The 21948-nt window shown below is 47.6% G+C and carries 30 protein-coding genes and 1 pseudogene; 11 read left to right on the top strand and 20 right to left on the bottom strand.

The window, feature by feature from the left end; genetic code table 11:
* From HMPREF9194_RS12440 to HMPREF9194_RS02440, 10 genes and pseudogenes are all read left to right on the top strand, one after another.
* Positions 1-198: pseudogene (locus HMPREF9194_RS12440) on the top strand (hypothetical protein); the annotation flags it as partial.
* A gap of 193 nt (positions 199-391) precedes the next feature.
* Positions 392-847 (top strand): hypothetical protein, encoded by a 456-nt coding sequence (locus HMPREF9194_RS02405; RefSeq protein ID WP_016524776.1) that lies wholly within the window; start codon positions 392-394, stop codon positions 845-847.
* Positions 848-1201: 354 nt separating this feature from the next.
* A complete protein-coding gene (locus tag HMPREF9194_RS02410; RefSeq protein WP_016521345.1) occupies positions 1202-1417 on the top strand; it encodes a hypothetical protein in 216 nt (71 codons plus the stop codon).
* Positions 1417-1788 (top strand): type II toxin-antitoxin system VapC family toxin, encoded by a 372-nt coding sequence (locus HMPREF9194_RS02415; protein WP_016524777.1) that lies wholly within the window; start codon positions 1417-1419, stop codon positions 1786-1788. The genes HMPREF9194_RS02410 and HMPREF9194_RS02415 overlap by 1 nt, the downstream gene beginning before the upstream one ends.
* A 359-nt stretch (positions 1789-2147) precedes the next feature.
* A complete protein-coding gene (gene vapB / locus HMPREF9194_RS02420; RefSeq protein WP_040846134.1) occupies positions 2148-2375 on the top strand; it encodes a type II toxin-antitoxin system antitoxin VapB in 228 nt (75 codons plus the stop codon).
* A 6-nt stretch (positions 2376-2381) separates the two neighbouring features.
* Positions 2382-2789, top strand: coding sequence for a type II toxin-antitoxin system tRNA(fMet)-specific endonuclease VapC (gene vapC / locus HMPREF9194_RS02425; RefSeq protein ID WP_016524779.1), 408 nt, complete (start codon positions 2382-2384; stop codon positions 2787-2789).
* Positions 2790-2855: 66 nt separating this feature from the next.
* Positions 2856-2999, top strand: coding sequence for a hypothetical protein (locus HMPREF9194_RS12245; RefSeq protein WP_016524780.1), 144 nt, complete (start codon positions 2856-2858; stop codon positions 2997-2999).
* A 108-nt stretch (positions 3000-3107) separates the two neighbouring features.
* Positions 3108-3377 (top strand): type II toxin-antitoxin system RelB/DinJ family antitoxin, encoded by a 270-nt coding sequence (locus HMPREF9194_RS11765; RefSeq protein ID WP_016524781.1) that lies wholly within the window; start codon positions 3108-3110, stop codon positions 3375-3377.
* On the top strand, positions 3374-3787 hold the full coding sequence (locus tag HMPREF9194_RS02435) for a PIN domain-containing protein (protein ID WP_016524782.1): 414 nt from the start codon (positions 3374-3376) through the stop codon (positions 3785-3787). The genes HMPREF9194_RS11765 and HMPREF9194_RS02435 overlap by 4 nt, the downstream gene beginning before the upstream one ends.
* A gap of 115 nt (positions 3788-3902) precedes the next feature.
* A complete protein-coding gene (locus tag HMPREF9194_RS02440; RefSeq protein WP_016524783.1) occupies positions 3903-5102 on the top strand; it encodes an alkaline phosphatase family protein in 1200 nt (399 codons plus the stop codon).
* 18 nt (positions 5103-5120) lie between these two features.
* Here HMPREF9194_RS02440 and HMPREF9194_RS02445 read toward each other — a convergent pair whose 3' ends face one another.
* From HMPREF9194_RS02445 to HMPREF9194_RS02540, 20 genes are all read right to left on the bottom strand, one after another.
* Complete coding sequence (locus HMPREF9194_RS02445) at positions 5121-6602, bottom strand: DegQ family serine endoprotease (protein ID WP_016524784.1); 1482 nt, start codon at positions 6600-6602, stop codon at positions 5121-5123.
* Positions 6603-6723: 121 nt separating this feature from the next.
* Positions 6724-7473, bottom strand: coding sequence for a type I methionyl aminopeptidase (gene map / locus HMPREF9194_RS02450; RefSeq protein WP_016524785.1), 750 nt, complete (start codon positions 7471-7473; stop codon positions 6724-6726).
* 28 nt (positions 7474-7501) lie between these two features.
* Entirely contained in the window at positions 7502-8269 is a 768-nt protein-coding gene (locus tag HMPREF9194_RS02455; protein ID WP_016524786.1) for a J domain-containing protein, read from the bottom strand.
* Positions 8270-8281: 12 nt separating this feature from the next.
* On the bottom strand, positions 8282-8689 hold the full coding sequence (locus HMPREF9194_RS02460; protein WP_016524787.1) for a hypothetical protein: 408 nt from the start codon (positions 8687-8689) through the stop codon (positions 8282-8284).
* 21 nt (positions 8690-8710) lie between these two features.
* On the bottom strand, positions 8711-9196 hold the full coding sequence (locus HMPREF9194_RS02465) for a universal stress protein (protein ID WP_016524788.1): 486 nt from the start codon (positions 9194-9196) through the stop codon (positions 8711-8713).
* Positions 9193-9822 carry a V-type ATP synthase subunit D gene (locus tag HMPREF9194_RS02470; protein ID WP_016524789.1) on the bottom strand — a complete coding sequence of 210 codons (630 nt, stop codon included), beginning with the start codon at positions 9820-9822 and terminating at the stop codon, positions 9193-9195. The genes HMPREF9194_RS02465 and HMPREF9194_RS02470 overlap by 4 nt, the downstream gene beginning before the upstream one ends.
* On the bottom strand, positions 9819-11195 hold the full coding sequence (locus HMPREF9194_RS02475) for a V-type ATP synthase subunit B (protein WP_016524790.1): 1377 nt from the start codon (positions 11193-11195) through the stop codon (positions 9819-9821). Before HMPREF9194_RS02475 ends, HMPREF9194_RS02470 begins: the two co-directional genes overlap by 4 nt.
* On the bottom strand, positions 11192-12958 hold the full coding sequence (locus HMPREF9194_RS02480) for a V-type ATP synthase subunit A (protein ID WP_016524791.1): 1767 nt from the start codon (positions 12956-12958) through the stop codon (positions 11192-11194). Before HMPREF9194_RS02480 ends, HMPREF9194_RS02475 begins: the two co-directional genes overlap by 4 nt.
* Positions 12955-13593: a V-type ATP synthase subunit E family protein gene (locus HMPREF9194_RS02485; RefSeq protein ID WP_016524792.1), complete on the bottom strand. Its 639-nt coding sequence runs from the start codon at positions 13591-13593 to the stop codon at positions 12955-12957. The genes HMPREF9194_RS02480 and HMPREF9194_RS02485 overlap by 4 nt, the downstream gene beginning before the upstream one ends.
* 18 nt (positions 13594-13611) lie before the next feature.
* Positions 13612-13950, bottom strand: a complete 339-nt coding sequence (locus HMPREF9194_RS02490) for a V-type ATP synthase subunit F (RefSeq protein ID WP_040846136.1) — start codon at positions 13948-13950, stop codon at positions 13612-13614.
* A gap of 4 nt (positions 13951-13954) precedes the next feature.
* Positions 13955-14257, bottom strand: coding sequence for an ATP synthase subunit C (locus tag HMPREF9194_RS02495; RefSeq protein WP_016524794.1), 303 nt, complete (start codon positions 14255-14257; stop codon positions 13955-13957).
* Between the two features lie 11 nt (positions 14258-14268).
* The gene (locus HMPREF9194_RS02500; protein ID WP_016524795.1) at positions 14269-16239 is read right to left on the bottom strand and encodes a V-type ATP synthase subunit I; all 1971 of its coding nucleotides are present in this window, start codon (positions 16237-16239) and stop codon (positions 14269-14271) included.
* Between the two features lie 15 nt (positions 16240-16254).
* A complete protein-coding gene (locus HMPREF9194_RS02505) occupies positions 16255-17259 on the bottom strand; it encodes a V0D/AC39 family V-type ATPase subunit (protein ID WP_016524796.1) in 1005 nt (334 codons plus the stop codon).
* Position 17260: 1 nt separating this feature from the next.
* Positions 17261-17569, bottom strand: coding sequence for a hypothetical protein (locus HMPREF9194_RS02510; protein ID WP_016524797.1), 309 nt, complete (start codon positions 17567-17569; stop codon positions 17261-17263).
* A gap of 5 nt (positions 17570-17574) precedes the next feature.
* Positions 17575-18039 carry a PTS sugar transporter subunit IIA gene (locus tag HMPREF9194_RS02515; protein WP_016524798.1) on the bottom strand — a complete coding sequence of 155 codons (465 nt, stop codon included), beginning with the start codon at positions 18037-18039 and terminating at the stop codon, positions 17575-17577.
* Complete coding sequence (gene secG / locus HMPREF9194_RS02520; protein WP_016524799.1) at positions 18039-18410, bottom strand: preprotein translocase subunit SecG; 372 nt, start codon at positions 18408-18410, stop codon at positions 18039-18041. The genes HMPREF9194_RS02515 and secG overlap by 1 nt, the downstream gene beginning before the upstream one ends.
* 163 nt (positions 18411-18573) lie before the next feature.
* Positions 18574-19020, bottom strand: a complete 447-nt coding sequence (locus HMPREF9194_RS02525; protein WP_016524800.1) for a DUF2141 domain-containing protein — start codon at positions 19018-19020, stop codon at positions 18574-18576.
* A gap of 12 nt (positions 19021-19032) precedes the next feature.
* The gene (locus HMPREF9194_RS02530; RefSeq protein WP_016524801.1) at positions 19033-19797 is read right to left on the bottom strand and encodes an EFR1 family ferrodoxin; all 765 of its coding nucleotides are present in this window, start codon (positions 19795-19797) and stop codon (positions 19033-19035) included.
* Positions 19798-19825: 28 nt separating this feature from the next.
* Entirely contained in the window at positions 19826-20428 is a 603-nt protein-coding gene (locus HMPREF9194_RS02535) for a TetR/AcrR family transcriptional regulator (RefSeq protein ID WP_016524802.1), read from the bottom strand.
* 146 nt (positions 20429-20574) lie between these two features.
* Entirely contained in the window at positions 20575-21201 is a 627-nt protein-coding gene (locus HMPREF9194_RS02540) for a MarC family protein (protein ID WP_016524803.1), read from the bottom strand.
* A 213-nt stretch (positions 21202-21414) separates the two neighbouring features.
* Here HMPREF9194_RS02540 and HMPREF9194_RS02545 point away from each other — a divergent pair, with 213 nt between their 5' ends.
* Positions 21415-21909: a flagellar protein FlgN gene (locus tag HMPREF9194_RS02545; RefSeq protein WP_016524804.1), complete on the top strand. Its 495-nt coding sequence runs from the start codon at positions 21415-21417 to the stop codon at positions 21907-21909.
* The last annotated feature ends 39 nt before the right edge of the window (positions 21910-21948 follow it).

The following is a 21948-nucleotide window of genomic DNA, read 5'->3' on the forward strand; positions in this document are numbered from 1 at the left end:
AGTTGCTTTGAGAACTGCAAAAATATTACGGCTGTCACGCTAAAGTGCAATTATGTTAAGGATAAGTTTGACCATGCTTTCTTGGGTTGCACAAAACTGACAGCAGGCAGCATAAAAGTGCCGGCGTGGCAGCTACAAACGTATAGGAATAATGCCACCACAATGGATGCGCAGGCAAACTGGTTTATTGCGGAGTAAACAGTCGGCAGGGCCGGCGACGGAACGGATGATTCAAGGTTTTATCGCCGGCCTGCGGTTTTGCGTTCAGCGAAACCGTGTAGTATAGTGCGGTACGGCCGCCGGTCGCTAAAAATACCGAGCGGCGGCAAACATCGCAAAAGGTACAACCGGCAAAAAAATGCGGAAATAATTTTAAGGAAGGACACCAAATATGAAAAAAGAATATTCAATCAAACTAAAATTTTGCCGAAATGGCAATGAACCCGATAATACGCTTTTCGGTACCGACTCGGCTTATATGTCTCCTAGTGCTTACAAGGAAATTTTTGGAACAACCCTAGCCGGAACAAACAGAGAAAATCGGTTTATAAAAATATCGCACAATAATAATTCTATTTACCGAATTTTACGAGGCGTTCCGCATAACATTCTTTCAAAAGACATTATCTATATGGACAGCGACGGAAAGAATATCCTTAACAACTACAGCGACAGCGATGATAAAAATGATAAGATTGAACTGGAAATAACTCCTGTTTCGTGGTTTTCATTCTATTGGCATACTTCAAATATAATGACCCGAATTTCTTTTAAAACCGGAGTTTATTCAATCATTCTCGGACTCATTTCACTCGGCCTTTCCGTGTGGCAAATGTTTTTTAGGTAACGGGTTAGGGATAGAAGCGGTGGGGTTGTCCAAAAACTGCAGTTTTTGGACAACCCCGGAGCGGATAGCCCGACCCGCCGCAGGCGGGGAACCCCCTAAAAAAAACGAAACGTACGATGTAATTAAGACTTGGCATTGACGTACGCTATAATGTACCTTATCTTAAAAATAGTAAACATTAAGTTATATGAAATTATGTGTTGGTTTTAATGATTGAGAGATGATTTTTTTATAAAATATTGTATACTATGAGAAATAGATGGAAGGTGTGATAAACAGTTCGGCAGAAATTCAGCCTCACTGTTTATCTGCCGAGTTTGCCTTTCGGCAAACGTTGCATTATGAGAGGTACCTATGTCGGAATTAGCTTTTAAGCAACTTTCAGCACAAGTTGATATGCTTTCTTATACTGAGAAAATTAAATTACTTGATAAGATAGTACGGACTTTACACAGACCCGTAAAAACTCATAAAAGAGAATTCTCAGACTTTAATGCGGTTTTCGGTTTGTGGAAAGACAGACATCTTTCTGTTGAGGAAATAAGAAGCAAGTCTTGGGGGCGTTCTTAATGATTTATCTTTGTGATACTTGCGTTCTTATAGACTATCTTCGTGGAAAAACCGAAGTTCAGCAAAAACTTGAGCAAGACAAAGGACTGGGTTTGGGAATGTCTTCTATTACTTATATGGAGTTAATGGTTGGTGCTTTGAACAAGCGGGAAGTCGGCATTATAAAAAAAGCTTTTTCGGATTTTGAAATTGTAGAAATTTCTGAATTTATTTCTGTAAAAGCCGGAACTCTGATTGAAAAGTATGCTAAAAGTCATGGTCTTTTGATTCCGGATGCCTTGATTGGTGCTACTGCATTAGAATTGGGATTGCCTTTGTATACTACGAATATCAAAGACTTTCAGTTTATTCCTGATTTGGCTTTGGTGTAGATTAAGATATAGTTTTTGTATAGAAAAAAACGCCTAACACCTGCTTCAACCTGACATTGCCTTTTGCGATGGAATCCGCGCAGTAAGCGGAGAACAGTGAGAATTGGTCGTACAGATACAGTTCGTTCTACTGCTCGCATACGGGTTAGGGATAGAAGCGGTGGGGTTGTCCAAAAACTGCAGTTTTTGGACAACCCCGGAGCGGATAGCCCGACCCGCCTGAGGCGGGGAACCCCCCTGAAAAAAATAACTTTATAAAACGCCGAATTTAATATAAAATATACTTGGTTTTTGTGATAAACAAAACTTGACGATAAGCCTACCACCGTATATACTACAACATATACGGTGGTGCTGATATGGTTTGTACAAAAGTGTTCACAAGCGGAAACAGTCAGGCGGTAAGAATCCCTAAAGAATTTCATATCGATTTTTCCGAATTATTCATCAAGAAAATCGGTTCATCAATAATTCTGACCCCGAAAGAAAGCAAGTGGGAAAATCTTAAAAGAAGTCTTTCCGAGTTTTCCGATGATTTTATGTCGGAAGGAAGAAATCAACCGGCAATGCAAAAAAGGGAATTTTAAAGTTTAATGTATTTGCTGGATACAAATATCTGTATTTTCCTCATAAAAAATAAAAATCCGTATTTGGAAAAAAAAATATTTAACTGTAAAAAAGAAGAATTGTTTCTTTCCGCTATCGCGATTGCGGAATTGGAGTACGGTGTTTCAAAAAGTCAATGTAGAGAAAAGAATCGCCGGGCGCTTTTGGATTTTTGTGCAGATTTTACTAACATAATAGATTTTACTACAGAAGACACAGAAACATACGGAATGATTAGAGCCTATCTTGAAAACAAAGGTATTCCGATCGGACCTTTTGATACACAGATTGCCGCCCAAGCGTTAACAAGAAATCTTACTGTAGTTACAAATAATATAAGAGAATTTTCCCGAATACCCGGACTGAAAGCCGAAGACTGGACAAAAGAATCATAGAGAACCTATGAAAAAAATCTTTTTCTTTCCAATGTTTATGGTAAACTTGAAGAAGCAAAGCAGGATATGAAAAACGGCAGATATTCTTCTGTTGAAGATGCGGTTGCTCATATATTGGTTTTTGTAATAAAGTGTTATTTGCCGGGCAGGAATATTCTTTCTGCAAAAATCAGAAAAGATTTGGAACTTGAAGATTGGGTAAAAGAGTGAAAACTTAACACTATAATTATAAAATCAGTATAAATTGACAAACGCTCCTTTTAAATATACACTATTAATACGAATGTATGAATAATGAATACTTAAAAGGAGGCTATAATGATCAATACGGCACTTGTTCAAGTCAGAGTTGATGAAGCTCTAAAAGATGAAGTTACTAATATCTATAATCATTACGGACTGGATTTACCGACAGCTATCAGGATTTTTATGAAAAAAACGGTTGCAGTTAATGGACTCCCTTTCGACCTGAGAGATGATTCAAACAAAAAAAATATCTGGCAATATTTCGGAAGCGGTAAAGATATCGAAATGAATATATCCGCTGAACCGGATTTTTCCGCTGATACAAAGCTGGAGGCAATGTGAAGTATTTTTTAGATTCAAACATTGTAATCTATTTTATAAAGGGAAAATTTCGTAAGATTGGAGAAAAACTGGAGGAACATGAAAAAGATATAGTAATTCCGTCTGTTGTTCTTGCTGAACTTGAATATGGAGCAAGGAATTCCAGTGATTATGAAAAGACAATTTCAGTTTACAAAGCATTTTTTGATTTATATCCGACAGCCGTTTTTGATAAAAAGTCATCGGTAGAATACGGAAAATTAAGAAAAATTTTATCGTCAAATGGCATCATAATCGGTCCGAATGATATGATGATTGCAGCGACAGTTCTGGCAAACGACGGAACCTTGATAACACATAATGTTGAAGAGTTTTCAAGAGTCGAAGGTCTATTAATTGAGGATTGGACGACAGAATGCGTGGTAAAATAATTCCACAAGGAGATGCGGTTGCTCGTATATTGATTTTTGTAATAAAGTGTTATTTGCCGAATGTAAGTTTTCAAAGTACTTGCAGACGAAGCGCATATTTTTTATACTTTGTGCAATGATTGTATTTCCCGATTACACGCGCTGCCCGGTCAATCTCGTTTCTTCGATTGCAAAGCATATGGGAGCCGAGGTTTTTCATCCGACGCTGCCGGAAGCCGATGCGCTTTTGACGCACAAAGCATACCGCAATATCGTATTATTTTTATTCGACGGCATGGGAATCGACGTAATGGAACATCATTTAAAGAGCGATTCTTTTTTGCGCACGCATCTTTTGTGTTCCCTGTCGTCGGTGTACCCGCCGACGACGACCGCCGCAACGACTTCGGTCGAAAGCGCTTTAACGCCCGCCGAACACGGATGGCTCGGCTGGACCGTGTATTTTCCGTCGGTCGATGCGAACGTAAACGTGTTTACGAACATGCTCAAAGACACGACGACAAAGGCGGCGCCCTACCACGTCGGCATGCAGGATATTCCGTACACAAAAATCTATGAACGAATCGATTCGGCGGACGAAGAAAGCGGCGTAAAAGCCTACAGCGTGTCGCGCTTCGGTACGAATAAGGTACGAACGGCCAAGGGCATGTTCGACGAAGTGTTCAGGCTTTGCTCGCAGGGCGGGAAAAAATATATTTATGCGTACCACGAAAAGCCCGACAACATCATGCATGTCGCGGGGACTTACGGCGGTTTGGCAAAACATTCCGTGCAGCATATAAACAGTTCCGTACAGCGCTTTTGCCGCCGCTTAAAACAAAACCCCGCTTCGCGCGATACCCTCGTGCTCGTAATTGCCGACCACGGTCACATTCCCGTCGTCAATGCCGATTTAACCTCGTACCCCGATTTGGAAGCGATGTTTGTACGCCGGCCGTCTTTGGAGCCGCGCGCGGTAAACTTTTTTATAAAGCCCGAATCGCTCAAAGCCTTTCCCGCCGCGTTCGCTTCGCATTTTAAAACGATTTTTCCGTCGAGCCTTTTCGGCAGCGAAACGCTCCCCGAAGCGGCGGGACAAAGTTTCGAAACGGGAGACGCCGACTTTGTGCTGTTTTCGCGCGCCGAAGTGCTGCGCATGAAACTGTTCGGGCCCGGCACGGGTCACCCGTCGCTGAAGCATTCCGTCGGCGATTATCTTGCCGCATCCTGTTCCGCGCTGACCTTAACCGACAGCCCGAAGTCGCATCATTTTAAAAGCCATCACGCGGGTCTTACCGTTCAGGAAATGCGCATCCCGCTGATTGCCGTTTTGTAAAAGCCGTTTATAGTATCCTTACAGTTTGTATTTTCCCGTCGTGATGGTATGGCCTTCGCTGTACAGTTCGAACCAGATGGAACGGTTATTTTGCGTGTTCAGCGCGCTGTAGAATTCGGCAAGATTCGTAACTTTTTTGTCGTTTACGGCCGTTATAATGTCGCCGCTTTGCAGCCGAAGAGAGGCGGCAGGCGATTTGGCCTGAATATTCGTTACGACGACGCCCTGTACCTTTTTATCTTCGAGCTTGAGCTCTTTGCGGATATCGTCGGTGAGCGGAACCGCAATAAAGCCGGGCCACAGCTTGCTGTTGTCTTCCGATACCTTTTCGTTGCGCGCTTCTATCTTAACCCGCAGCTTCATTGCCGAACCTCCGCGGATTAATTCAAAATCGGCGTTTTCGCCCGCACGCAAATCGCCGACTTCGCGCACCAGCTGATCGACGCTCGTTACGGCTTTGCCGTTTAAGGCGGTAATGTAATCGCCGGCCTGCATGCCGGCTTTAGCGGCCGGGGAACCTAAAAAGATTTGCGATACAAAGGCGCCTTTTTTACCGCCGATTTTCAGTTCGGTTTCGTAATCCTTTTGGATCGATACGAGCGATACGCCCATCCATCCGTAACTTACCTTTCCGTTCGAAATAAAATCGTCTATGGCTTTTTTAATATTGTTGATCGGAATCGAAAAGCCCAGTCCCTGCGAACCGCCCGATTGGGAGGCGATCCACGTATTGATGCCGATAACTTCGCCGTAGATATTGACCAAGGGGCCGCCGGAGTTTCCCTGATTTATGGCCGCATCGGTTTGTATAAAATCGTTGATATTTTTTATGCCGCTGCCGGATCTGCCCGTTGCGCTGACGATTCCCTGCGTAACGGATGCAAAATAGCCCAAGGGCGTTCCCATAGCCATAACGATATCGCCGGTATGTACTTTGTCCGAATCGCCCAATTTTGCAACCGGAATGTCGCCGCTCTTTGCTTCGAACGACACCAGGGCAATGTCTTTGCGTTCGTCGGAACCGACCAGTTTTCCTTTAAACTCGCGCCCGTCGTACAGTTTTACCGAAATATCGGTCGCCGAGCCTGCGACGTGGTGGTTGGTCAATACATAATACAGATTGCCCGTCTTTCGCACGATGACGCCGGAGCCCAAACCTTGCTGCGAATATTCTTTCGGGCTGTCGTTTTGCCGCGGCGTTCCGAAAAAGAAAAAGGGCAGGGAATCGAAGGGGTTCGACTCGACGGTTTTTGTTTCGACGACGTCCAATTCGACGACGGCCGGAAGCACCTTGTCCGAAACCGAACGGAACGCGCCTTGCAGCGCTTCGGCTGCGGCAAGCGAATCGGCAGGGATTTGCACTGCCGGACTGGTGTCGGCGAAAACGGTTTTTGCTCCCGTTTTTTGTCCGCGCGAAAAAGACACGAATACCAAAAGCAGCGCCGTGCATAAGGCGGTGGCCGCCAAAACGACGACGCCTCTCTTTGTTTTTACATTCATAAAAGCCTCCAAAAGCGGTTTAATTTCATTCAATCGGGCACCGGTTATCGTGATAGCCGATCGGTGCCGTTTTAAATATAATACATTTTAGAGCTTTTATGTTACAAATAATCGAAAAAAATCAGGGCAAAACCGTCAGAATTTCGGTATGGTCGGCAAAAACCGCAAGCGTGTTTTCATAATGCGCCGACAGTTTTCCGTCGGCGGTAAGCACCGTCCAGCCGTCGTCGGCAAGCTCAACGTCGGCGGTTCCTTCGTTGATCATCGGTTCCACGGCGAGTACCATGCCGGCTTGGATGCGCGGGTTCGAGCCGCCGTGCGGAATGTTCGGTATGGAAGGGTCTTCGTGAACGTCGAGTCCGACGCCGTGCCCGCAGTATTCGTATACGACGCCGTAACCGGCCGCGTCCGCCAAGTCGAATACGGCCTTGCCGATGTCGTGAATACGGTTGCCGGCTATGCATGCGGCGGCTCCCGCGTCAAAGCAGCGTTCGGTCGTTTCGATAAGCTTTCGCGCTTTTTGGCCGATGGTTCCGATTCCGACGGTGCGGCATGCGTCGCTTATATAGCCCTTGTAGTCGATGCCGATGTCGAGCGATACGATGTCGCCTTCATGCAGGATGCGGTGCTTCGACGGAATGCCGTGGATAACTTCGTTGTTGATTGAAATGCATGCGGCTCCGGGAAAGTCCTCGCGGTACCAGGCGGGCGTACCGCCGTGCTTGGCGATAAAGGCTGCGCAAATGTCGTCAACGGCCTTTGTGCTCATACCTTCTTTTACCTTCGGCAGCAAGTGTTCGAAAAGCCGCGCGAGCAGTTTGCACGATTCGCGGATTCCTTTGATTTGTTCTTCGTTTTTTAAGCGTATCATGTTTTATCCTTAAAAGATTTTATTTTCGTTACATAAATTGCCGCAAAGAAGCGGGAACGCGCTGACCGGCGTTTAAGCGCTTTGCTTCGGCAATGCATACGGCGGCCAAGGTTTTATTGTGCATTTTCGCGTATGCGCCCGCCATCTTTATTAAAAATGCGGCTTCGTCTTTTTTGCCGAAGCCCCAATCGAGCGCGCGCTCCCACAGCGCTACGGCCGATTCGGCATGAATTATTCCGTCAATGCGGTGCAGCAAAATGTTGCGCGTCAAAGCCTGCACTTCGGGAAAAAAGTGTTTAAAATACGGCCGCTTTTGTTCCATAACGATTATTTGTTCCAGCAAAAGCACCGCATCGTAAAATTCCGCGCGGAAGCTCAGCTCTTCGGCAAGTATAAAGCCGTAATCCATAAAATCTTCGCGCGGAAACCACGACGCCACTTTGCAAGCCGATATTTCGCGGTTAAGGATTTTAAACAGCTCAACCGCGTCTTCTTCGCGGCCGTGCATTAAGTCCCAAAAAACGAGTTTGCAGCGGCTTTCTTCGTCGGTGCGCTGTAAAAGCCATTCGCGGTAGTTGAAGGATTCGCGCGGCTTTTGCACGGTAAATGCGCGTTCAAACAGGTTTGCGCGCTCATCGCAGAGGGCTTTATACGCCGCATACAGCAAACGGAATTGTTCGGCGTCCGAGCCTGAAACGTCGGGGTGCAGTTTTTTCGCTTTTTTGCGGTACGCGCGTTTTATTTCCGCCATACCGGCATCGGGAGTAAGGCCTAAAAGGGCGTAAGGGTTTTGCATGAGCGGCTTTCGCTATCCTATCTTTTTTGCCGAGTACGATGCGTGATCGGCGCTTTCGATGATGTCGAAGTAATCGATGACCATTCCTTCTTTTTCCATCGCGTGCATGGTAATTCGGCACATTTTCGCCGAAGAAAATCCCGATTTAACGACCAGCACGCAGCCTTTTTTGCCGCTCACCGAACCGTGGGTTGAAAGTATTTCGGGAAGTTTTTCGGGCACTTTTGCGCCGAACAGGGGAGAAGCGGGAACAATGACGGCTATGTATTCAAACATGCCCATGTGAAGGTTTATGCTGTCTTTTTCGCTGCAAAGCGTACATTGGTTTCCCGACGCGCCGACGGTTTGTTCGATTTTTTTTAAAATGGCGGCATGCTTTTGATTTTGCGTCGAAAGAAAATGGAGCAAAAGTATTCTCATTGTTTTCCCCTTTTTCGAACCTTATACCAATTTGTATAATTGTTCTACCTGTTTTTCTTTTACGTACAAAACGGAGCAGCCCGCGTTTTCGAAAATTCGTTTGTGTGAAACGCGCATTGAACTGTCGCCGTGTTCCCCTTTTTCGGATCCGCCGAGCAGAATTAAATTCGCGCCGAACTCGTCGGCAGCCCGTATCGTTTCGCCCCAAATGCTGCCGTGAAGCAGTTCCGTTTCGATTTTTACGTTTTTCGCGGCGGCCAATTCGGCGGCGTATCCGAGGTAGCGGTTCCCGTCGGCGGTTAAGCTCGATTCGTATTCGGAACTTTCTTCAATTACGAAAATTTTGGTAAGGGTAAGCTGTTTGAGCGTCGCGGTATCGACTACGTACACGGCCTTTAAAGCACAGTGGTACAGCTTCGACATCAGTATACCGTATTGCACCGCATGAACGGACGATTCCGATCCGTTCATTAAAATAAGAACCTTTTGAAAAATCGGTTTTATCATGCGCCGGCTCCTCCTTTTCTTCCTTTCAGCGATTTTAACACAAATACGTTTTCGCGCTCCCGTTCTTCGAGGACGCTTTCGATATATTTTTTGGTGGCTTTTGCCTGCGGGATAATCATTTTATCGAGCGCGTTTACCCTGCGCTGCGTTTTTTTGACTTCCATCGCAAGGCGCCATACAATGGTGCGGATCGACGCCATCTGCGTCAGCAATTTAAGAAAATCGAAAAAATCCGCCATAACCTTGTCGGTGTCGGCGAACGAATCCATAAACGAATAAAAAAGGCGCCGCTTGGGCAGTTCCATTTCGATTGTCGAAAAAGTCATGCCCGCTTTTACAACGGACTTTTCCGTCAGCGTAAAGTCGTAGCTTACCGCGTGTGCTATGCGCTCGACACGGTCGCCGCCGACGGCCATAAGCATGTTTTTTAAAGCGGGGTAGGCCGATTTCAGCAGCTTGTCCGTTTCTTTTTCGAGCAGCTTTACCTGCTCGACCATGTGCATAAGCTCCATAACAAGAATTTCGCGTTTTTGCTCAAGCAGTTCGTAGCCGTCGGTCGATATGCGCAGCTGCTCTTTTACTTTGAGTAAATTCGATTTTGTCGGCGCTATGTTCAGTTTTGTCATGCCTGTTCCATATATTTTTCGATAAAGGCCGGATTGATTCGGTACAAATCTTCTTTGGGCAGTTCTTTTAAAATTTTCCAGCCGATGTCGAGCGTTTGCTCTATCGTGCGGTTTTCGTATTCGCCCTGCGTTAAAAACTCTTTTTCGAGGCGGTCGCCGAAGCGCAAATACTGTTTGTCCGTATCCGAAAGTTCTTCTTCGCCGATGATGGCGGCAAGGTTTCGGATGCTTTTTACCTTCGAATAGGCGGCGAAAAGCTGACTGGCCACGTCTTTGTGGTCTTCGCGCGTCATGCCCTTGCCGATACCGTCTTTCATAAGACGCGACAAACTCGGCAAGCCCGCAACCGGCGGGTACATGCCTTTTTGGGACAATTCGCGATCCAAAACGATTTGTCCTTCGGTGATGTAGCCGGTAAGGTCGGGAATGGGGTGCGAAATGTCATCGTTGGGCATGGTTAAAATCGGGATTTGCGTGATTGAACCCTTTGAGCCCTTGATTTTTCCCGCGCGTTCGTACAATTCGGCCAAGTCGGAATACAAATAGCCCGGATAGCCTTTGCGGCCGGGAACTTCGCCGCGCGTAGTCGATATTTCACGCAAAGCTTCGCAATAGTTTGTCATATCGGTCATAACGACCAATACGTGCATGTCCTTTTCGTAAGCGAGGTATTCGGCGGCGGTTAAAGCCGAACGCGGCGTTATAATGCGCTCGATGGACGGAGAGTCGGCCAGCGATTGGAACAAAACGACCTTCGACAAAACGCCCGATTCTTCAAAGGTGTTGATAAAAAAGCGCGCGATGTCGTATTTAATACCCATGCCGGCAAATACCATAACGAAGTCTTCGTCGGCGCTTAAAATTTTTGCCTGACGGACAATCTGCGCCGCCAAACGGTTGTGCGGCAAACCGTCGCCCGAAAAAATCGGCAGCTTTTGGCCGCGGATAAGCGTGTTCATACCGTCTATCGACGAAATACCCGTTTGGATAAAATCTCTGGGATACACGCGCGCGTAGGGGTTTATCGGATAGCCGTTTACGTTTACTTTTTTTGACGATACGATTTCGGGGTAGCCGTCGATCGGCTGTCCCAAACCGTTGAAGATGCGGCCCAAAAGGCCTTCGCCGACGCGCAGTTCCATCGGCGTATCCAAAAATTCCGTCGTGGATTCGTGCAAGTCGATTCCCGATGTGGAACCGAATATTTGTACGACTGCATATTCGTCCGACAAATCTATAATGCGTCCGATACGCTTTTCCGAAAAACGGTCGCGAACGGCAACGATTTCACCGTAAAAACTGTTTTCGCTGCGTTTTACGATAATAACGGGGCCGTCAACCGAAGTGATGCCCCTGTGTTCCATTCCTTTCATGCTGTTTCAACCTTCCTGTATACTCGCTCGACAGAAGCGAATTCGTCGTCCATACGCTTTGCGACGGCGCTTATTTCGTTTATTTTATCGTTCGGAATCGACGTTTTTATGCGCACCAATTCTTCGCGGATGCCGAGCGCCGTCAGTTTTAAAAGCGGGGCGCCCTGCTTGATAAGTGCCAGCGATTTTTTGTAAAAGCTCATCATAAGCTGCAAAATCAAAATCTGCTTTTCGGGAACCGAATATACGTCTATTTCGTCGAACGCGTTTTGCTGCAAAAAGCCGTTTTTAATCATTTCGGCGACAACCAAAACAAGGCGGTCGGTGTCGGGCAAAGCGTCCGGCCCGATAAGGCGCACAATCTGTTCGAGGCGCTGTTCGCGCTTTAACAAGTCCAGCGCTTCAAGGCGGATCGACGACCAGCGCGGATCGAGTTTGTCCCACCATTCTTTTACTTCGTCGGCGTATTCCGAATACGATTCTATCCAGCCGATTGCCGGATAGTGGCGGGCGTTTGCCAATTCGCGGTCGAGCGCCCAAAAGCAGCGGATAAAGCGCTTGGTGTGCTGGGTAACCGGCTCGGAAAAGTCTCCTCCGGGCGGCGATACCGCTCCGATAATCGAAACGGAACCTTCTTTACCGCACAGCGACGACACGCGTCCCGCCCTTTCGTAGAATTCGGCCAAACGCGTCGGAAGATAGGCGGGAAAGCCTTCTTCCGCGGGCATTTCTTCCATGCGGCCGGAAAGTTCACGCAGGGCTTCGGCCCAGCGGCTCGTGGAGTCGGCCATTATCGCGACGGCCATGCCCATGTCGCGGTAATATTCGGCCAAGGTTATGCCCGAATACAGCGAAACTTCGCGCGCGGCAACCGGCATGTTCGATGTGTTTGCAATAAGAATCGTGCGTTCCATAAGGGAGCGGCCGGTTCTCGGGTCTATAAGCGAGGGAAATTCCGTTAAAACGTCGGTCATTTCGTTGCCGCGCTCGCCGCAGCCGATGTAGACGATTAAGTCGGCATCGCACCATTTGGCGATTGCGTGCTGGGTCATCGTTTTACCGGTACCGAAGCCGCCGGGGATGGCAGCCGTTCCGCCCTTGGACAGGGGGAAAAACACGTCGATAACGCGCTGGCCCGTAATAAGCGGCTGACTTACGGTCATTTTTTGCGCGTAGGGTCGGGGCTTGCGCACCGGCCAATACTGCGCCAAGGTTATCTTTTCGCCCAAATCGGTTTCCGCGATAAGGTCTTCTATCGTGTAAGAGCCGGCCTCGGCGATTTTCGTCAAAGAGCGGCCGCGTACATACGGCGGAACCATAATTTTATGTTTTACCGAAGAAGTTTCGGGAACCTCTCCTATTACAGTGCCCGGCGCAATCGGATCGCCTTTTTTTACAAGCGGGGTAAACTTCCATTTCGCGCTCGTATCGAGCGGATCGGTTCTGAGCCCGGGCTTCAAAAACGAACCTTCCGCATCGAACATGTTTTTGAGCGGGCGCTGGATGCCGTCGTAAATGGTGCCGACAAGGCCGGGCCCCAAACGCACCGAAAGCGGCCGCTGATTGCACACAACCTTTTCGCCGACATGCATGCCGGTGTCGTCTTCGTACACCTGTATGGTCGCGTTGCCTTCTTTAAGGCGGATTATTTCTCCGATGAGTTTTGCGTTGCCGACATCGACGACGTCGTACAAACCGCAGCCGTCCAAGCCTTCCGCATATACTATAGGTCCCGAAATACGGGTTATCTTTCCTTCAATCATTCAGGCAGCCTCCCGCCGAAAAGAGTTTCGGCAAGCTCATAGCTGTATGTATCGCACAGTTCGTTCGTGAGTTCTCCGATAACCGCGCGGCATTTTATGCTTTTATCTTCCGTTTCGATAAGCATGCCGTCGGTGCGGCCGGAAGATGCGGCAAGGACGTTCAGCGTATCGGCGGACATTTCGGTGCATTCGAGTATTTTCGACTTTTTAAGCATCTGTTCCGCCGCTTTTTGCATATCCGCAAGGGCAAAACCCGACACCTGTATGCGTATATTGTGTCCGGACAGTACCGGCGCGTAGCGCTCCAAAAGTTTGCCGATTAAGCGTACTTTTTCCGCTTTGGGCAATTTTGCCAAAAAGTCGTCTATGGCGGAGGAAACCGCCTTTTGTTCGAACGACACGCGGTAGCGCTGTTTTTCCAAAGGCAGCGCCGCTTCCCTGTCTTTTGCAAAAGAAGCGACCTTATCATCGTAAAAAACTTTTTTTTCCGCGCGTATTTTTTCAACGCGGTTATGGACATCCGACAGTATTTTTTTACATTCGTTTTCCGAATTGGCTAAAATACGTTCGGCTTTTTTACGGGTATCCTCAAGTATTTCTTTATCGAGAATTTCGGTTGAACGGAGTTCTTCCATAATTGCATCCTATCTGTTTTACACATGAATACCGATTGCTTCACGGATGGCGTCGGTCATCGTTTTTCGTCCGGTGAGGTGCCCCTGAATGCCCGGTATTTCCACAATAAGAGGATAATCCCCCCGCATTTGCCAGTCGATAACTTCATCGGCGAGCATATCTGCGACTTGCTCGGTGAGAATGAGAACTTTCGGGCGTTCCTCTTCCGACGGGGCACCCGCCAAGGCGGTTCCCTTGCCGGTAATTCGGTTAAAAGCGTCCAAAGCTTCGTTTTTATTGGAAGCCGCGCTGCCTTTTACCCCGACGAGGGCAAAGGCAAGCACCAGTTCCCGCTCACCAATGACAAAGTATTTCACAATATTACAGAATAATGATAAGCAGCGCTACGAGGAAGCCCCACAGACAAATACCTTCGGCCAAACCGACGAAGGGAAGGGCCTTTCCCGAAAGGTCCGCGTTTTCGCTCATGGCGCCCATGGCCGCCGCTCCGATTTTACCGACTGCCATACCGCCTGCGATACAGGCAAAGCCTACGGCCAAAGCGGCCGCAATATACTTTGCTATGCCGACCGCCGCGCCCGCATCGGCTTTGCCCTGTGCAAACACCGAAACCGCCGCCGTAAAAAGCATCAATGCTGCAATTGCAACTGATTTACGATTCATACGATACTCCTCTATTGTTTATATTTGAATCGGAAAGGCGTAAATTCCCTTCCGGTTTCCGTAAAGAATTTTGAAAAGAACTCGTAGTACTGCAAGCGGATAACCTGTATCGCCACGATCATTCCTTCAAGCACGATAACAACCGCATTGCCGAGAATTTGCACCGCAAGACCGCCGGCTCCGCCCACAAGGTCGGTCATCGTAAAGATGATAAAACCCAGCACGGCGTGGGCAAGGGCAAAGGCTCCGACACGCAAAAAGCTGACGGAATTGGACAAATAGCTCGACACGATTTCCAAAATTTCGACGACGCCTTCTATAAAGGCGCTCCCGATTCCGTTCGGGAACACGGGATGATGACCGTCAACCATGGCGCCCAGCGGATGGGCGAAAAATACGCCGAAAAGCGTTACGCCGATTACAATCCAATCGTAAAATTGAATGGGAATTTTAAAGCCTGCGATGCGCACCGCCATAAATACGACGTACCAAAAAAAGAGTGCGCCGGACAAGCCGGTTTTTCCGAACAGAGCTTTGGAAAGATTTCCGAGCGTAAATTGATTGACGATATTTATAATAAGGCCTATCGAGTTGATGATAAAGCCTACACCGACCGTAAACAAAAAGAACATAAAGAGTTTCCCGATCGCGTCCGCAGACGGCATTAAATGCAAAATGTGATCGCGCGGTGTTCCGAACAGACCCGTTAAAAAGCGGCTCAGGGGAACAAGAACGTGGCTGTTTGCAAAAAATTCGCCGGTTAAAATTCCCATAATCGTACTGCTGCAGCCTATGGCTATAAATATCGGGCCGAACTGGGGCGACACGGGGAATTTTTTTATAAGTCCTTTGAGCATTAAAATACCGATGAGGATGAACACCAAACCTTGACCCGCGTCGCCGAACATAATGCCGAACAAAAGCGTAAAAAAGAAGGCCACAAAGGGCGTGGGGTCGATTGTACCGTACAGGGGCGCGCCGTAACTGAATATAATACGTTCAAAGTTTCCGACCAGCTTGCCGTGGGTCAGTTTTACGGGCACCTTTTCGCGCCCCGATTTTGCCGAAGGTACTTCGGCCGGATCGTACTGGCGCAACGCGATGCGCCCCTTGGTTAAATTGTCCAAATCTTTCATAATGCTCGGCGCAAGCGGTGCGGGCACCCAGCCGGTGATCCGGTACACAAGCTGCGTCGATTCAAGTTTGGACTGCACGGTTTGTACTTGTGCACCGATCGAAAAGCAGCGCAAAAGATGCAAAAGTTCGTCCTTATGCGTTTGCGCGTAATTTTTGCGCTCTTCGACCAGTAAATCGAGCTTGTGCTTTTCTTCTTCGGTTTGTTTTTTCATGCCTTCGAGCACGTCGTCCGGAATTCCTTTAAAGTCTTTGGGAATTTCCAGCGGCGTAAATCCGTAGCGGCGCAGTTCCGAATCGAGGGCAAAGCGTCCCTTTTTGGAAGATGCTGCAAGAATGCGCGTCCGGTCTTGCCCCAAGGGTATAACGACCGCCCGCTGCCCGACGTTAAAGATAAGGTCGTCCAAAACGGCCGGATCTATTTTCCCGATGCGCAGCGACAAAAAGGATAAATGTTCCAATTCGGTATACGAAACTTTTAAGTTTGAAAAAGCGAGCGCTTCTTTGTACGCATCGTCGACACGTTTTTTCGATTCGGAAACGGCCAATTCTTTTTGACGCAATTCTTCGACGGCGGCGCTTACGGTATGAGCCGCATCGATCTCGGCCTGTTCGGGCAAATGAGAAGATCCGTCGTAATCGTCGGCGTCTTCTATATTGAGGTATGTGCGCAGCGATTGCAGTTTTTCGAACATTTCCTGCGCCGCGTTTTGTTCGGTGCTTTGGCGATCGGCCATTCCCGATTGAAATTCGAAATTGCCGTTTTTGCCCAAATACTCTATAACCCGGCTTATATCTTCTTTCAGAACCATCAGTTCAAGAAGCCGCATTGCCGTTGTCTTAGCCATACATCCTCCGGAGCGCTACCGCCCTGTTAGTACTGTTCCCGAACCGTCCGTATTCAGCCGCATTCCCTCGGCGGCAGTACGAATACAGTTCAATTCATGTTCTTTTATTTTAAACCATGTCACCAATACGGCTGCGGTAAACGGGTAACGGTGAAACATGTTCAGCGCTTTTTTATTCAAATATACCGACGAAGCTTGCTGAAGCCTGCGCGGATCGATTTGCCATACGGCTCCTTCTTCGCCGGAATTTAAAAGCTGTGCATAGCGCCAGTTTTCCCAGTCCTGCCACGAATCGGTCGCGCGGTCCAAAATGCGGACGGCTTCGCCTGCGAGGCGGTCGTTTTTGTCGGCCGGATCGTTTTCGCTCGCCAAGCGCGCGACGATTTCTTCTTTTTCCATATTGTAATAAACCGCAAGCCGTACGGACCACACGCAGTTTTCAAGTACAATGTATTCGCCGAGCAGCTTTTCGACCGGCGCGCGCTCGGCTTTCGGCAGTTTGTGCACGGCCTGCCATAGGGCGCGCACATACTGAATGTCCAGCCGCGCGTCCATTTCGCTTTGTTTGTCCCACGACGGCGGTTTATCGTACCACGCTATCGGGGAATTTTTCGTAATGGACGCAATGTCGGGCCACGCTTTATAATCGAGCATCGAATATTTTCCGATGTCCGTAATCGGCGGCATGTCTTTTTTTGCGTCGCACAAAGCCGCGGCAATGTCTTTTATATTGCCGTAATCGAACAAGCGCAAAAGCTGAATCAATACCGGATCGGGCTTGTCGTACGAATTCAGCAGCGTAATAAAGTCGGAAATAAAGGTTTGCTCGGCTTTTTTTTCGATTTGTTTTGCAAGCAATGCTTCCGGTACGAGGGGCACTTCGCCTCTAAACAAAAGCGTCCATAAATCATTTAAACTGCGTGCGGCAAAAAGCTTTTCCGTTCTGGGGCCCACAAAGGATTTGGAAAGCATTCCGCTCGCTTTTGCATATACATAAGCCGCCGCACTTGAGTGATCCATATCAATTCCCGAAAAGCAGTTTTTTCAGTAAATCGTTGAAAGCGGCCGTGTCTTGGGCGCAGGATGCCAATTCGTTTCGGTAAGCGCTGAACAGGGCGTTGTGTTTTTCTTTTAAGTCGCCTATGCGCTTGTCGGCATCGGCTTCCATTTGCGAAACGAGGGTTTCGTATTGAGCTTTATAGTCGGCATCGGCTTGACTTCGCGCTTCGGCGGTACGCTTGTCCGCTTCGGTTTGCGCGTCCATGAGCAGTGAAGCCGCTTTATGTTCAATTTCAATTAAATGACCGAGTGTATCCGTTTCCGTATTCATAATGTTTACAGCAATTCCGTTTCATATTTACAGATTAAATCATACAGCGCTTCGGGACCGGTTTGTTCCATTGCAGCCGCATAAAACTTCGGATTATTTAAAAGCCTCGAAAGGCGCTTTAAAACACGCAAGTGCAGTTCGGAGCTGTCGGGCGATGATAAAATCAAAAAGATAAGATATACGGGTTTTCCGTCGAGCGCATCGTAATCGATGCCTTTTCGGGAAATGCCGATGGCGCCGCGCACGCCGTTGACCGCGTCTGTTTTTCCGTGCGGAACGGCAATGCCGTTCATAATGCCCGTGCTCATTTTTGCTTCACGTTCGCGTACGGCTCGCAATGCGGCGGCACGGTCGAGTGTCGGATTCGCGTTGACCAATTCTTCGACCAATTCTTCAAAAACTTCGTCTTTTTCTTCGCTTTGAAGGTCGATATTTATCGATTTCGGGTTGAAAACGCCGCTTAAAAGCATTATTTGCCGTCCGTTGCCTGCTGTGCTTCCGGCGCAGTTTGTTCCGAAGCCTGCGAATCGAGCCAGTAGGCACCGCCCGTTCCCGTCGTTTCGGCAGCCTGAGTCTGCCCCGCCGCCTTATCCAAATCGGCAACCGCGGGCGCTTTGTTCAAAAATGCCAACACAAAGGTGGTAACGAAAAACAAAGCGGTAAGCACATATGTGGTTTTGGTGATAACCGTTTGCGAGCGGGAACCGAATGCCGCGGAATTGCCGCTGCCGAACAGGCCGCCCAGTCCGTCGCCGGATTCCCTTTGAATAAGAACGATACCTACAAGCAAAATGCAAATAATAACAAACGCAATCAATAAAATAATTCCGATGACACCCATGAAACTCTCCAAAAATAAAACTCATGTACAAGAAATTCAGAGTAAAAGTATATTTATAATATCTCATACCGGTCTTTTATGCAAGTGCCGGCGCTTTAATGCGATACGCCCAATTTTTCTTTGAGCGCGGATTGTGCAACTGCCGAAACGTTTATTTGACGTGCTAATTCATTTTTATCAACGGAATGTTTACCGTCGCTGTGCCGTTTATAAAAATCTTGTGTTTTTTGAAGTTGCCGGGCGGCCCCTTGCCGTCGTAGTTGCTGAAGCCGAACGGTTCTTTGGGAATGCCGATCGCATTCGCGTTTAATTTTCCGTCGCCGTTGACGTCGTGGTAAACGCAAAAAACATAGTCGCCGGCTTTGAGCCGTATATGATACACGGCTTTGTCTCCCGTCACCGCCAATTCGACGCTTCGATATGGAATGTGTTTGCGAAAACTTTCGGCCGAATCATGGATGCTTATAACAATCGTTCCCGAATTTTCCTTTATACCGGTAACGACGATTTCCGTGTCGCAGAGCGTTTTATCGTCCGCCGCTTGAGAATACAGGGAATAGAGCGTAGCGAAAAGCATCATACAGAAAAATAAGGTAAGTGTTTTTTTCATATTGTCTCCTAATTATTGCGCTGCATAATTTTCAAAGCGGCACTGTTCGAATACGTCCGTACCGATAAGCGTAATCGCCTTTGCGGGGCAATTGTTTATGCAGCGGTAGCATATCGTGCAGTTTCCGGGATGGAATACGGCTTTATTGTTTTCGATACATAATGATTTTGAAGGACAATGTGCCGCGCATATACCGCAGCCGATGCAGCGTTCCGTTCTGATTTTGAGCCGTTCGCACAATTTTTTTGCATGCATTTTAAACCACAGGCGCTGTCCGAATAAACCTGCGATTCTGTGAAAGAACGATAAGCCGTCTTTCGGATAGATTCCGCGTTTTATGTCTTCCGCCGTTTGCGCGATCTTTTTTTGTGCCGCCGATATGAGCGCCCGGTTTTCTTCCGGCGTTTTTTTCAAGAGCTTTACATCGGCAATACAGTCCGGCATACGAAGGTGTAAGCCTCCCGTAACGGCGGCTCCGCATTTTCGAAGCAGTCGCGCTGCAAGCCCCGCGCCGTCTCCGCTGAAAAGGCCCATCGTCACGATAATAAAAACGCGTTTTCCGCGGAACATAGCGGCGTGTTCCGTAATGAACTCTTTTACGATGCGCGGGATGTCGCTGAAATAAATCGGGTAGCCGAGCGCAATTTCATCCGACGCGCGTAAAACTTCAAGCGCTTTGTGTGATTCCATACTGACCGCGCTGCCGCCGGTCGCTTGTGCCAGTGCTTCCGTACAGTATTTTGTGTTTCCCGTTCCGCTGAAATAAATTCCGTTCATATCGTCCTCTGCAATAATCCGTACGCCCTTACTTTAAAAATGACGGTTCGAGCAAATCCATAAAATCGGTGATTTTTTCTTTCCACTTTTTATCGTAGTGAACATTTTTCATTGCCGCCAACGCCGTAAGTCCGTGAATAAAAGCCCATATCGTTATTAAAATATCGTTTTGCTTTTTTTTCGGAACTTTGGCTTGCTTAAGCAGTGACAGGATGCTGTTTTTATACAGAATATAAGGCTTATAGTTTTCCTCGTCCGGCACGGATAAGGTTAAATCGACCTTTATATCAGACTTTGAATACAAAAATTGAAAATAGGCGGGATTGTCAATAAAAAAAGAAACATAGGCTATACCCAATTTTTTTAACAATGCGGCGGGCTTTTTATTTTCGGCAATCGCCGTTTCGAGCATTTTCGAAAAACGTTCGGTGATGTGCAGCTGCATCGCGTTCAGCAATTCTTCTTTGTTGTGAAAATGACTGTACGGAGCCGCATGGCTGACTTTGCAGGCCGCCGCGGCTTTTCTCAGTGAAAAAGACTGCACGCCGTCGGTATTGACGATTTCGATACCTTTTTCGATTAAGAGATTTTTTAATCCCTCGCGGTGGTAGGGTAACTTCGATTTACACATAAGCGGTTCCTTTTTCCCTTTAATCTTTACGGTGTCAAGATAATAGCGTAAAATCTTTACACTGTCAAGTTTAAAGCGGCATTTTTAGGAGCCGACGTTTAAAATCCTTCCGCAATATAAAAAAACGTACGACTGAAGATGGGCGCCTAAAGATGTACAATACCGAGTTTTATAAAGCCGTCGTAGATGAGTTGAACCGAAAGACCGGCCAAAATCAAGCCCATGATTTTTTCGACGACGTACATGCCCGTTGTGCCGATTAAGCGCAGTAAAAGCGAGCCGCAGCGCAAAAAAATATAATCGATAATGAGGCCCGGAACAATGGCGGCGCTAAGCATGAGTGCGGGGCGCAGCCAGTTATCCGAAGATGCCATGTTTAAGATAATTGTTGTAATCAAGCCCGGTCCCGCGATAAGGGGAATTGCAAGCGGGAATACGGCAATCATCTTCGCTTCCTGCGGGTCTACGGAAGATTCGGGGGTGTGCTTGCTTCCCGGCTTGTTCCATATCATTTCAAAGGCGATAAAGAAAAATAAGATGCCGCCCGATATGTAAAATGCGCCCGGCGATATGCCGAAAAAATTTAAAATCAATCTGCCGAAAATAATGAAAAATACAAAGACGGCGGCGGCTACGAAAATGGAGCGGCGCATCATCATTTTGCGTATATTGTTCGGAAAGTGTCCCGATGCGGCCAAATAAGGCGGGATAATGCCGATGGGATCTAAAATAACCAAAACGGTAAGAAACAGTTTTATATAATCGTTGAACATATGCGCAGTATACAAAAGATACGCAAAATTCACAAGCCGGCTTTTTTACTGTATAAATCGAAGCGTCCCAAAAAACGGCTGCCGTTCCTGCGCGAAAAGCCGGGACAATATTTTTGTCCGGCCGGAACATGAAGACTGTATCACGGTCTTTAATCACTGTTTCTTCTAATCCTTTTTTTTAAAACGCCGATATTTAAATGAGGTATAGTCCCTATGAATGAAGAGCCGCAGAGCGTAACGCAGCAGTTGTATCAAACGCTGCTGAATCAAAATCAAGTACTCGCCGAAATTATCGCGCAGCAGCAAATACTGCATGCCGCCGTAACGGGCAAAAATTGGGAACAGGTCGAACGCACGGTCGGCGCCGTGCAATCGCTTTCACAGCGTTTTTCCGCTTTGGAACAGGAACGAATCGACGTTTTTGCCCGTATATGCCCCGACAATCCCGGCGATATTTATGAAGTTTCGCGCCGCCTGCCGCCCGTTTTTAAACGTCCGGTTATAGAAGCCTTTCATCAGGTGCGCCAAAAACTCGCGGTTTCAAAAATAGAAAACGATGTTTTAAATGAATATATACGGATTACGCAGAATTTTCTGCAGGGCGTTTTTGAATCGGTGCTGCCGCAGCGCCGAAACATGCGGTATTCGCCGGAGGGAACCGTCGTGAAGATGCAGCCCCAATCGGTCGTCGTCGACACGGTGATTTAAGTTTTTTATAGGAATTGTGATAAAAAGCGCCGTCCGGAA

This window comes from Treponema maltophilum ATCC 51939, assembly GCF_000413055.1.
Lineage (GTDB): Bacteria > Spirochaetota > Spirochaetia > Treponematales > Treponemataceae > Treponema_C > Treponema_C maltophilum.

Coding starts and splice junctions, on each gene's coding strand:
- HMPREF9194_RS02405 (WP_016524776.1), top strand. CDS start 392: ATGAAAAAAGAATATTCAATCAAACTAAAATTTTGCCGAAATGGCAAT.
- HMPREF9194_RS02410 (WP_016521345.1), top strand. CDS start 1,202: ATGTCGGAATTAGCTTTTAAGCAACTTTCAGCACAAGTTGATATGCTT.
- HMPREF9194_RS02415 (WP_016524777.1), top strand. CDS start 1,417: ATGATTTATCTTTGTGATACTTGCGTTCTTATAGACTATCTTCGTGGA.
- vapB (WP_040846134.1), top strand. CDS start 2,148: ATGGTTTGTACAAAAGTGTTCACAAGCGGAAACAGTCAGGCGGTAAGA.
- vapC (WP_016524779.1), top strand. CDS start 2,382: ATGTATTTGCTGGATACAAATATCTGTATTTTCCTCATAAAAAATAAA.
- HMPREF9194_RS12245 (WP_016524780.1), top strand. CDS start 2,856: ATGAAAAACGGCAGATATTCTTCTGTTGAAGATGCGGTTGCTCATATA.
- HMPREF9194_RS11765 (WP_016524781.1), top strand. CDS start 3,108: ATGATCAATACGGCACTTGTTCAAGTCAGAGTTGATGAAGCTCTAAAA.
- HMPREF9194_RS02440 (WP_016524783.1), top strand. CDS start 3,903: ATGATTGTATTTCCCGATTACACGCGCTGCCCGGTCAATCTCGTTTCT.
- HMPREF9194_RS02445 (WP_016524784.1), bottom strand. CDS start 6,602: ATGAATGTAAAAACAAAGAGAGGCGTCGTCGTTTTGGCGGCCACCGCC.
- map (WP_016524785.1), bottom strand. CDS start 7,473: ATGATACGCTTAAAAAACGAAGAACAAATCAAAGGAATCCGCGAATCG.
- HMPREF9194_RS02455 (WP_016524786.1), bottom strand. CDS start 8,269: ATGCAAAACCCTTACGCCCTTTTAGGCCTTACTCCCGATGCCGGTATG.
- HMPREF9194_RS02460 (WP_016524787.1), bottom strand. CDS start 8,689: ATGAGAATACTTTTGCTCCATTTTCTTTCGACGCAAAATCAAAAGCAT.
- HMPREF9194_RS02465 (WP_016524788.1), bottom strand. CDS start 9,196: ATGATAAAACCGATTTTTCAAAAGGTTCTTATTTTAATGAACGGATCG.
- HMPREF9194_RS02470 (WP_016524789.1), bottom strand. CDS start 9,822: ATGACAAAACTGAACATAGCGCCGACAAAATCGAATTTACTCAAAGTA.
- HMPREF9194_RS02475 (WP_016524790.1), bottom strand. CDS start 11,195: ATGAAAGGAATGGAACACAGGGGCATCACTTCGGTTGACGGCCCCGTT.
- HMPREF9194_RS02480 (WP_016524791.1), bottom strand. CDS start 12,958: ATGATTGAAGGAAAGATAACCCGTATTTCGGGACCTATAGTATATGCG.
- HMPREF9194_RS02485 (WP_016524792.1), bottom strand. CDS start 13,593: ATGGAAGAACTCCGTTCAACCGAAATTCTCGATAAAGAAATACTTGAG.
- HMPREF9194_RS02495 (WP_016524794.1), bottom strand. CDS start 14,257: ATGAATCGTAAATCAGTTGCAATTGCAGCATTGATGCTTTTTACGGCG.
- HMPREF9194_RS02500 (WP_016524795.1), bottom strand. CDS start 16,239: ATGGCTAAGACAACGGCAATGCGGCTTCTTGAACTGATGGTTCTGAAA.
- HMPREF9194_RS02505 (WP_016524796.1), bottom strand. CDS start 17,259: ATGGATCACTCAAGTGCGGCGGCTTATGTATATGCAAAAGCGAGCGGA.
- HMPREF9194_RS02510 (WP_016524797.1), bottom strand. CDS start 17,569: ATGAATACGGAAACGGATACACTCGGTCATTTAATTGAAATTGAACAT.
- HMPREF9194_RS02515 (WP_016524798.1), bottom strand. CDS start 18,039: ATGCTTTTAAGCGGCGTTTTCAACCCGAAATCGATAAATATCGACCTT.
- secG (WP_016524799.1), bottom strand. CDS start 18,410: ATGGGTGTCATCGGAATTATTTTATTGATTGCGTTTGTTATTATTTGC.
- HMPREF9194_RS02525 (WP_016524800.1), bottom strand. CDS start 19,020: ATGAAAAAAACACTTACCTTATTTTTCTGTATGATGCTTTTCGCTACG.
- HMPREF9194_RS02530 (WP_016524801.1), bottom strand. CDS start 19,797: ATGAACGGAATTTATTTCAGCGGAACGGGAAACACAAAATACTGTACG.
- HMPREF9194_RS02535 (WP_016524802.1), bottom strand. CDS start 20,428: ATGTGTAAATCGAAGTTACCCTACCACCGCGAGGGATTAAAAAATCTC.
- HMPREF9194_RS02540 (WP_016524803.1), bottom strand. CDS start 21,201: ATGTTCAACGATTATATAAAACTGTTTCTTACCGTTTTGGTTATTTTA.
- HMPREF9194_RS02545 (WP_016524804.1), top strand. CDS start 21,415: ATGAATGAAGAGCCGCAGAGCGTAACGCAGCAGTTGTATCAAACGCTG.